Genomic DNA, 11,024 nt, shown 5'->3' with positions numbered 1-11,024 from the left:
AAAGTCAAAGAACTATGAAGCATTTTTCCCCCTTGTGGTCTCTGATTCCCGGTGCAGCCCTGATAGCGGGATGCGGAAGCCAACCTAAAGACAAGACTTCGGAGCACTCGCCGCAGAAGCCCAATGTAGTATATCTGATTGCTGATGACCTGGGTATCGGCGACCTGAGCTGTTACGGTGCCACCAAAGTAAGCACTCCCAACATCGACCGCCTTGCCGGACAAGGCATGCAGTTTACCAACGCTTATGCCACTTCTTCCACCAGCACCCCTTCCCGCTTCGGCCTGCTGACAGGCATGTATCCCTGGCGACAGAAGAATACCGGCATTGCTCCGGGCAATTCCGAACTCATCATCGATACCGCCTGCGTCACTATGGCCGATATGTTCAAGGAAGAAGGCTACGCCACTGCAGCAGTGGGCAAGTGGCACCTCGGCCTGGGTCCTAAAGGCGGTACAGACTTCAACCACTCCATCAAACCGAACACCCAAGACATCGGCTTTGACTATGAATACATCATCCCCGCTACCGTCGACCGCGTTCCCTGCGTCTTTGTAGAGAACGGACATGTAGTGGGCCTCGACCCCAACGACCCTATCACGGTGAGCTACGACCACAAGGTCGGTGACTGGCCCACCGGTCTCGAAAACCCCGAACTCGTCAAGATGAAACCCAGCCAAGGGCACAATAACACCATCATCAACGGCATCCCCCGCATCGGCTGGATGACCGGCGGTAAATCCGCCCTTTGGACAGACGAAGACATTGCCGACGTGATTACAGACAAGGCCAAGAACTTCATCACAGCCCATAAAGACGAACCTTTCTTCCTTTATATGGGTACGCAAGATGTACATGTTCCCCGCGTGCCACATCCACGTTTCGCCGGCAAGAGCGGTTTGGGCGTACGTGGCGACGTCATCCTCCAGCTGGACTGGACTGTGGGTGAAATCATGCACACCCTGGACAGCCTCGGCATTGCCGACAACACTATTTTTGTATTCTGCAGTGACAACGGTCCCGTCATAGACGACGGCTATCAGGACCAGGCACACGAACTGCTGAATGGCCATACTCCCATGAAGCACTACCGCGGTGGGAAGTACAGCGCTTTCGATGCCGGTACCCGCATTCCCTTCATTGTACGCTGGCCCAATGGCATCAAGCCCGGCAAACAACAAGCCCTCTTCTCCATGATTGATGTATACGCTTCATTCGCCGCCCTGCTGAACCATCCGCTGGAAGCAGGCATCGCTCCCGACAGCCGCGACCAGCTCAGCAACTTCCTGGGAACCGATACTGCCGGATGTGACTATATTGTACAACAGAATCTGGACAATACACTCTCCATTATCCAGGGAGACTGGAAATACATAGAGCCCAGCAACAAACCGGCACTGGAGTACTGGACGAAAACAGAAATGGGAAACGCCCCACAGCCTCAACTGTACAATCTTTCCATCGATCCGTCCGAAAAAGACAATGTGGCAGAAGCTCATCCGGACAAGGTAAAAGCCCTCTCCATCCTACTGAAAGAGGTGAAGGAAGCAAAGAATCAAAGCGAAAGGAGATAAAAGTACAAGAGTGTGGTTGCTCGCAAGTTTTGTACGAATTCGTACTTTTTGCGAACTATTAACTAAGGCATTTGTATATTCCATCTCCTACATTTGCGATGTGATTCAACTCTAAAGTGAGTACAAAACGAAGAAACAGCCTTTATTAATAACTAATTAAATTAATATTTATGAAACAGAAAGTAACCTTTATGCTACTTGCAATGCTCTTTTGCTGTGTACTCGGTATACACGCACAGACTGGAGGCCAAGTAAGCGGTAAAGTTGTTGACGCCATGGGAGAATTACCCGGTGTCAGCGTTGTTGTGAAAGGAACCACCAACGGAACTACTACTGACCTGGAAGGAAAGTTCACATTGGGTAACGTAAAATCCTCCGATATCCTTCAATTTTCTTTTATTGGATACAAGACCCAAGACATCAAAGTAGGTGAGCAGCAGACATTCAATATCACATTGGAAGAAGATGCCCAGGCATTGGATGAGGTGGTTGTTGTGGGATACCAGGAAGTTCGTAAGAAAGACTTGACCGGTTCTGTATCCAAAGTCAACATGAGCGACTTGCTCAAGACTCCTTCTGCGTCTTTCGACCAGACATTGGGCGGCCGTATCGCTGGTGTAAACGTAAGCTCAGGTGAAGGTATGCCTGGCGGTACGATGACCATCACCATCCGCGGTAACAACTCGCTAACACAAGACAATACCCCACTTTATATCATCGATGGTTTCCCAGTGGAAGATGCACGCGTAGCAGCTGCTATCAACCCAAACGACATCGAATCGACTGATGTATTGAAAGATGCATCGGCTACAGCCATCTATGGTGCGCGTGGTGCCAACGGTGTCATTATCATCACCACCAAGCAGGGAAAAGTAGGTAAACCACAACTCAGCTATGACGGCAGCTTCGGTATCTCCACCGTTACTAAAAAGCTGGACATGATGGATGCTTATGATTACGTGAAACTACAACTCGAAGTAGATCCTACCCGTGCCACTGAAAAATACCTTCCGCTATACGAGGGACATCAATGGACGCTGGACGACTACCAAGGCATTGCCCAAAACAACTATCAAGACGAAATTTTCCGCACTGCATGGCAGCAAAACCATAATGTTCGTCTGTCCGGCGGTTCGGAAGGTATACGCTACAATGCATCCCTTTCTTATTACGACCAAGATGGTATCCTGCTCAACTCCAATTACGAGCGTCTGCAAAGCCGTCTGAATACTTTGGTAAAACGCGGTAAGCTGACCATAAACTTCAATTCCAACTTCTCTCGTTCCATCCAGAGTGGCTCATCTCCTTCTTCAAGTTCTTACTCCGGCATGAATAACCTCTTCTATAGTGTATGGGGGTATCGTCCGGTTAACTACCCCGGTAAGTCTCTTGACTCTCTGCTGAATGATCTTGTGGACGATGACATAGATGCATCGAACGACTACCGTTTCAACCCCATCGCCGACCTGAAGAACGCTTACCGCAAGTACTACGTCAACAATCTTCAGCTAAATGGCTACGTAGAATATGAGTTTATCAAGGGGCTGAAACTGAAAGTGTCCGGTGGATGGACTTATGACAACCGCCATTCAGATACCTTCAACAATTCCAAGACCCGTTACGGTGGTCCTACATCTACCGACAAAGTGAATGCAGAAGTAGTGCGCCAGCAACGTTTGACGTGGTTGAATGAAAACATCTTGACCTATCAGACTAACTTCAAAAGCAAGCACTTCCTGAATGCATTGCTCGGTGTGACATTACAGAACTCTGACTATGAATATTACTCATTACGCATGAAGCAGATTCCCAACGAATCACTAGGTATGGCAGGCATGAGCCAAGGTACTTTTGACAAGAGTACTTCCACGTTGTCTTCCTGGTCTATGCTGTCTTATCTGGGACGTGTGAACTACAACTATAAATCCAAATATTATGCCACTGCTTCATTCCGTGCCGACGGTTCCTCTAAATTCAGTAAGAAAAACCGTTACGGCTACTTCCCCTCAGGCTCACTGGCATGGAGCTTCTCCGAAGAAGAATTCATGAAGGACTACAAGAAATGGCTTTCAAGTGGTAAGCTTCGCCTGAGCTGGGGGCTTACGGGTAACAACCGTATCGGTGAATACGACTACCTTGCCTTGCTGGACATGATTAAAAGCCATGCCACTACCAGCATGAATAACACAGTATATCCTTTTGACGGCAATAACGCCAACGTCGGTGTAGCCCCCATCTCTCTACCCAATGAGGACTTAAAATGGGAAACCACCGAACAGTGGAACTTGGGTCTTGACCTGGGATTCTTTGACGAACGTATCAGCTTTACTGCCGACCTCTATCGCAAAACTACGCGCGACTTGTTGCTGGATGCCACTCTTCCTTACTCTTCGGGTTATCTGACAGCCATGAAAAACATCGGTAAGGTGCGCAATGACGGTATTGAATTGACTTTGAACACAGTGAATATAGACAATAAAGACTTCAAATGGAGCAGCAACTTCAATATCTCCTTTAACAAGAACAAAGTGTTGGAACTCGCTGAAAACCAAACCAGTTTATTGAGCACTGCCACTTTTGACCAGAACTTTAACAGCCAGCCCAACTACATTGCCAAGATAGGCCAACCGATGGGTATGATTTACGGCTATATCTACGAAGGCACTTACAAGTACGATGACTTTGACAAAAGCGGTAGCAGTTATACGCTGAAAGGTAACATTCCCCACTACGTGAGCGAAAGCAATACACAGCCCGGTATGCCAAAGTACAAAGACTTGAACGGTGACGGCATCATCGACACTAACGACCGTACCATGATAGGACGCGGTCTGCCCATCCATACCGGAGGTTTCACCAACAACTTCGAATATAAAGGCTTTGACTTAAGCGTATTTTTCCAATGGAGCTATGGCAATGACGTTCTGAATGCCAACCGTCTGTTCTTCGATAGCGGTTTCCAAAAGAAACGTGAGCTGAACCAATATGCCAGCTATACCAACCGCTGGACACCGGAAAACCCGAACAGTGATATTCCGGCAGCCACCAACTCAAGTTCTAACCTCGTGATTTCTTCACGTGTAGTAGAAGATGCCTCATTCCTGCGACTGAAAACCGTAACATTGGGCTATACCGTACCAAAAACTTTCCTGAAGAAGTATAAGATTGATAATGCACGCCTTTATGTAGCTGCACAAAATCTTTGGACCATCACCGGATACTCCGGGTACGACCCTGAAGTATCTATCCGTAGCGGAGGTCTGACTCCGGGACTCGACTTCTCGTCTTACCCACGTGCACTCTCCGTAAGTTTCGGTATCAATTTAGGTTTCTAATCCCATTAAAGCACTGAAATATAATATGAAAACAATAAAAACAATAATACTATCTTTGACTTGTCTGGCTATGGTCTCCTGCGATTTTCTGGACAAAGAACCTACTAAGCTGACTCCCGACAATTACTTTAATAATGCGGATGAAGCTCTCTCATTCCTGACCTCTGTATACGCCCCACTGACCTCACAGAACTTCTACGGAAACGAATACATGTTCATGACGGGTGCTGATGACTTGTCCCATTATGGTGGTGGTCGCAATCCGCAAACCAGCGGTGCGATTGCCTGTAACAATGCCAATTCAAGTTCACCGCAATTCAGCAATCTTTGGCAAACACTCTATACGGGTATCGACCGTGCCAATACGTTTCTTGAGAATATTGACAAAAGCAAAGACATATCCGACAAATTGCTCCTACAGTACACAGCAGAAGCACGTTTCATGCGCGCTTACTACTACTTCACACTGGTACAAGGCTGGGGAGACGTTCCCTTCAAGACAACTTCCACCAGTAGTGTAACGGGACTTGACATTCCCCGTACAGACAAGCAGACTATCTATGATTTCATCACCACCGAAATGTCTGAATGCGCTGAAGGTCTTGCTACAGCCGCAGAACTAGGCTACAAGCCGGGACATGTTTCACGCTCTGCAGCATGGGGTATTCTGGCACGTGTCTATTTATTCCGTGCCGGCGAGCATTTCCGAGACAATGCCAACGGAGACGCTACAGCCATTCAAAATTATTTCAAGCAAGCCAGCACCTATGCACAAAAAGTAATGGGCGAAGGACATGGCTTAGCAGCCAACTACTGGGATGTATTCATCGACCTTTGTTCTAACCAATACAATACTACAGCCAATGAAAGTATCTGGGAGGCAGAGTTTGCCGGAGACTATACTTCCGAAGTCAGAGCAGAAGGACGTATCGGAAACCTGATAGGCATCAAATGTCCTGACGAATCCAACGATCAATCTTTAATAGACGCTAAAGATCCCGGATTTGGCTACGCATACTTCTGGTCAACTCCGAAACTATATGAACTCTACAAGGATAATGGAGACATCAACCGTATGAACTGGAATATTGCGCCATTCGAATACGTGGAGGCCGTAAGCAAGAAAGGCGTTACAGGACGCCAATTCGAGTACGGTAAGCTGGAAGAAGTGAAAAACCAATATTGGGATGTGTCTTACAGCTATGGCGAAGGTGATTCTTCCAAGAAAACGGGAGATTACGAGAAAACCGAAGCCGACTCAGAAAAGAACTACTCACGTGCTTGCGGAAAATACCGCAGAGAATATGAGGCATACGGCACCAAAAAGAACAAGAACTACACTTCACTCAACTTCCCATTGTTACGCTATTCGGACGTATTACTGATGGTGGCCGAAGCAGAGAATGAAATTAGCTCCTCTCCCACTACACTGGCTTACAAATGTTTGAACGACGTGCGTAATCGTGCCGGCATCGCTCCCTATGAAGAAGGAAGCCTCAGCAAAGAAGCCTTCCGTCAGGCAGTGAAAGATGAACGTGCTATGGAACTCTGCTTTGAACATACCCGCCGCTACGACCTTATCCGCTGGGGTGAATATGTGAAAAACATGAATGAATTAGCTCCCCGTGCCCTTCAAGGCGCCAATGCCAACTGGGCTACGGGACCTAGCTACAGCGTCTATACCTTCTTCCAGATAACAGACGCTTACAATTACTTCCCCATACCGGACAGTGAAATGTCAGTAAACAAAGCCATCACCCAGAATAATCCTGGTTGGTAATCGAATGAGTGAAACAAAGATAATCGTTCCAAATAAATGAATCATATCATGAAACTAAATAAACTATTGATAGCTATCAGCATTGCAAGTTTCACTTTTGCCTCCTGCGAAAGCGAATTCACTAAAGATGCAGAACTGGATGTAAATGTGGCAACCGGAAACGGTGTCAGTTTCGACGGTCAGACCATCACCGTAAAAAGCGGAACTCCGGTGGAGTTTCATTTCAAGGGTGACCCGGACTTCCTCACTTTTTACAGCGGTGAAGCCGGAAAAGAATATAAATACAGAGAACGTACTACAGTAGACGAAAGTGAGGTGGAAACTTCAACTTTGAAATTCAAGCTGACCCCACAATATGGAAATCCAGCAAACATACTCACCATGTATGTATCCTCCGACTTTCCCGGCATAGAAAAAGGGAACTTTGAAGCCGACTCCGTACTGGTGGAGCAACACGCTTGGGAAACATTGATCCCGGCTTCCGATTTCCCTACTGCAACCAAAGCACAAGACTTTGCCATAGACATGAAGCCCTATTTGGGCAAACGTATTGCCATAGCCATCTGCTATCGCGGTCAAACCAACAGTGTGGCACAAACGAGATTTACTTTTAGCAACATGCAGATATTGAACCAAATGTCCAAGGGACAAGAGACGACTTTCACCGCCGGATCTTTCGGCTTCACCCCTATCAATATGTTGCACCGTCATAACCTGAGCGACCAGAAGAGTATGACTTCCAACCGTGCCTATGGCACAGTCACCAACAACACTTCCGGTATCTGGAACTTCAAGGACATGAACGCTTTCTTCATTCATAGTTCCAACGCCAATACTGAATTAAAATATAGCTGGCTGGTTTCCAATCTGTTTGTTGTCAACGCATGTTCCCCCGACGCAGGCACCGGATTGAAGAACGTTACCCAGAGTCTTGACTCTTATCAATATACCTACAAGACTCCCGGTACCTACACAGCCACCTTTGTAGCCACCAATGGAAACTACAAACAAGAATCTTCCGTGGTACGTGAATATAAAGTGATGGTAACCGAATAATGAAATAAAAACGTTCTATCAACACAAAACTTCTAACCTTAAGTATTTTTATAGACCTTAATCAATTAACTTTGTCAGGGAGGAACCGCGAGGCTCTTCCCTGATTCATAAATCCCCTAATATAACAAAGAATATCAACATGAAAACCCATAACATCAAACTCATTGCAGCAATTGCCTTGTGCATTACATTGACAGGTATTCGTGCCCATGCCTCCGACTTCAAGACCATCTACAACCGGATGTACGAAAAGTACCTCGACCGGAACCCATCGAAAGAAACTATTGGCGGACTGATGAAATCCCTCTCACCAGAAGGAGCATTCGTCACCCTCAACTATCGCGCTACCGACGGTTCCCCACGCAAGCATGTACAAAACCTCATCGCCCTGGCCTGCGCCTACCAACATCCAGAGAACACATTCTACCATGACAAAACGCTGAAAGAGTCTTATCTTAAAGCGCTCCGCTTCTGGATAGACACCAACCATCAAGCCAAAAACTGGTGGTATCGTTACATCCCCTATCCCAAAGAACTATCTACCAGCGTAGTGCTGATGAGCCGCGAAATCAATGAAAATCCAGAACTTTTTGACAAGACCATCAAATACCTACGCTGGAGCTACGAGAATGCCGCCCCCTCACACATGACAGGAGCCAACGGCGCCGACATCATCATGGGGTCATTTGCCGCCAGCATCCTGACCGAGAACGAAAGCCAGATGGAAGACTTCAAAGAACGGATGACGCAACTGCTCACCATACAACCCTCCGAAGGCATACAACCTGACTATCTCTTCGGGCAACATTGCGGTCATGGACGGCAACTTTACTTCACCAGCTACGGCAAAGAATTCGTTAACTCCACCCTCGCTTATCTGGAACTCTGCAAGGATACCCGTTTCCAAAGCCCCGGACTGGAATTATTGCAACGCCTCTTCACCGACGGCGTACAATGGATATTCTACAACAAGCAGCATGACCCCAACAATGCAGGACGCTTTATCAGCAGCAACCAATACTCCTCTGCCATAAAAGTTCTGGCCGAAAGAATCTGCAAGTTGAGCAACTCCGATGCACGCAACAACATGAAGCAAGCACTGCAACACATCGGTGGAGACAACAGCCTGACGGGTAACCGCATGTTCTGGCGTTTCGACTACATGGTACACCGCCGCAACAATTATATGACCAGTTCACGCATGACCTCCACCCGTACCGTAGGCAACGAGGCCGGCAACGGTGATGGTGAGTTCAACTATTATGCCTCCAACGGAGTAAATTATCTTTTTGTCACCGGACACGAGTATGACGGCAATTTCTTTAAGATATTCAACAACCGCCAATATCCCGGCATTACTGCCGAACAAGACAATGCCCCCCTTCCCATTCCCGATTGGGGTGAAGGCGGCAATAACGGAAACTGTTTTGCCGGAGGTGTCAGCGACAGTCTTTATGGAACCTGCGGCATGATTTTAGACCGCCGCGGATTACAAGCTCACAAAGCCTGGTTCTATTTCGATGAAGAATTTGTATGCCTTGGGGCAGGCATCTGCAACGCCAAAGGAAAAGCCGAAGTATTCACCACTCTCAACCAATGTAACCGCAACGGGAAGGTACAGTACATGACAAATGGGAAAAAACAGACTCTGAAGAACGGCTCCATACAGACCGTTGCAGACTGGATACTCCACGGACAGACCGCCTACTTCAATCTGCTGCCCCAAACCGAGTACAAAATAACTTGTGATACGGCACTGTTCAGTTTGAACGCCAATCACGGCATCCGCCCGCAGCAAGGGAAATACGCCTACGTGGTACACCCAAGCATCCCTAGCACATCCGCTGCCGCAAAATATGCTGCAAAGTTGCCGATAAAAGTACTTGCCAATACGGAAAAAACACAAGCTGTACGTCATGAAAAATTAAGAATAACAGAAATCATCTTCTATCAACCAGGGGAACTGAAACTTGAAAATGGTGACATCCTTGCGACAGATACCCCTTGTGCCCTTTTGTGGAAGGAAAAAGAAAAAAGAATACATATCGCAAATCCACGTTGTGAATCGGAAAATCCTGAAAAAGCAACAATAACACTGATTCAAAACGGACAAGCCAAACAAATATTGCTTGAAATGCCGCAAAAAGAAGAAGCCGGAAAAAGTAGCACAGCTTCCTACTAGAAAGAAAAATATGTATCTTTGCAGCCATGAACGAGAACATATTACCTATCCACTTCGCCCCGCTACAAGGCTACACCGATGCCGTCTACCGGCGAGCGCATGCACGCATCTTTGGCGGCATAGAGACCTATTACTCTCCTTTCGTACGCATGGAGCACGGAGAAATCCGGTGGAAAGATGCCCGTGACATTGAGCCGGACCACAATCCGGGCCTGCACCTCATCCCCCAGCTCATTGCTCCGGATGCGGACAAGCTGGAGCACATAATGTCCCTTTTCATCGAAAAAGGATACCGGGAAGCGGACATCAATTTGGGTTGTCCTTTTCCGATGCTGGCCCGGCGCCACAATGGCTCCGGCATGCTGCCCTATCCCGAAGAAGTGAAAGCGCTGCTCTCCGAAGCCATCGACCGGCATCCCGACATCCGTTTCTCCGTGAAGCTGCGTCTGGGTTGGGAGCAGGCGGAGGAGTGTCTTGCCCTGCTACCGCTATTCAACGAACTCCCCCTCGCACACATCATCCTGCACCCGCGTCTGGGCAAGCAGCAATACAAAGGAGAGGTAGACCTGAAGGGATTTGAAGCTTTCTACAAAGAGTGCACCCGCCCTCTGTTCTACAACGGCGACCTGCATACCGTGGAAGATATCCGTTCTATCACCACACGGTTCCCCCGATTGGCAGGTATCGTCATCGGCCGCGGGCTGCTAGCCAATCCTGCTCTGGCGCTGGAATACAAGCAAGGAACCCCGATTTCTTCCGATGAAATGGCGAAAAAGGTGGGGCAACTGCACACCGAGGTCTTCAACGCCTATCAAGAGCTACTACAAGGCGGTGAGGCACAGTTATTAATGAAAATGAAAAGTTTCTGGGAGTATCTGTTACCGGACGGAGACCGCAAAGCGAGAAAGACCATTCATAAGACCAGTAAACTGGCAAACTATCAGTCAGCAGTAAGCAATCTGCTCGGAACATATTAAACAACCGTTTCCAGTATCTTTCTCTATAGGAGAGAAAGGCTAAGACTCCTATACCGAATACCCACAACACCCGGATGTATTCACCCAAAACATCCCCATGTTTTATAGTAAAACACCCGG

The 11,024-nt window shown here is 47.6% G+C and carries 6 protein-coding genes; all 6 read left to right on the top strand.

Annotation, left to right across the window (positions count from 1 at the left end; all coding sequences use genetic code 11):
• Window positions 1–14 precede the first annotated feature (14 nt).
• The 6 genes from H1A11_RS16380 (at window position 15) to H1A11_RS16355 (ending at window position 10,904) form a co-directional block, all read left to right on the top strand.
• Complete coding sequence (locus tag H1A11_RS16380; protein WP_138345175.1) at window positions 15–1,574, top strand: arylsulfatase; 1,560 nt, start codon at window positions 15–17, stop codon at window positions 1,572–1,574.
• A 191-nt stretch (window positions 1,575–1,765) separates the two neighbouring features.
• Complete coding sequence (locus H1A11_RS16375) at window positions 1,766–4,909, top strand: TonB-dependent receptor (protein WP_226791316.1); 3,144 nt, start codon at window positions 1,766–1,768, stop codon at window positions 4,907–4,909.
• A 25-nt stretch (window positions 4,910–4,934) separates the two neighbouring features.
• Window positions 4,935–6,689: a RagB/SusD family nutrient uptake outer membrane protein gene (locus tag H1A11_RS16370; RefSeq protein ID WP_117599840.1), complete on the top strand. Its 1,755-nt coding sequence runs from the start codon at window positions 4,935–4,937 to the stop codon at window positions 6,687–6,689.
• Window positions 6,690–6,737: 48 nt separating this feature from the next.
• Entirely contained in the window at window positions 6,738–7,745 is a 1,008-nt protein-coding gene (locus tag H1A11_RS16365) for a DUF5017 domain-containing protein (RefSeq protein ID WP_118696388.1), read from the top strand.
• Window positions 7,746–7,884: 139 nt separating this feature from the next.
• Window positions 7,885–9,927, top strand: coding sequence for a polysaccharide lyase family 8 super-sandwich domain-containing protein (locus tag H1A11_RS16360; protein ID WP_181757461.1), 2,043 nt, complete (start codon window positions 7,885–7,887; stop codon window positions 9,925–9,927).
• Between the two features lie 26 nt (window positions 9,928–9,953).
• On the top strand, window positions 9,954–10,904 hold the full coding sequence (locus tag H1A11_RS16355) for a tRNA-dihydrouridine synthase family protein (protein ID WP_181757460.1): 951 nt from the start codon (window positions 9,954–9,956) through the stop codon (window positions 10,902–10,904).
• Window positions 10,905–11,024: the final 120 nt, after the last annotated feature.

This window comes from Bacteroides sp. CACC 737, from assembly GCF_013874375.1.
Lineage (GTDB): Bacteria > Bacteroidota > Bacteroidia > Bacteroidales > Bacteroidaceae > Bacteroides > Bacteroides uniformis.
This window is presented reverse-complemented; position numbering and strand designations above follow the sequence as displayed.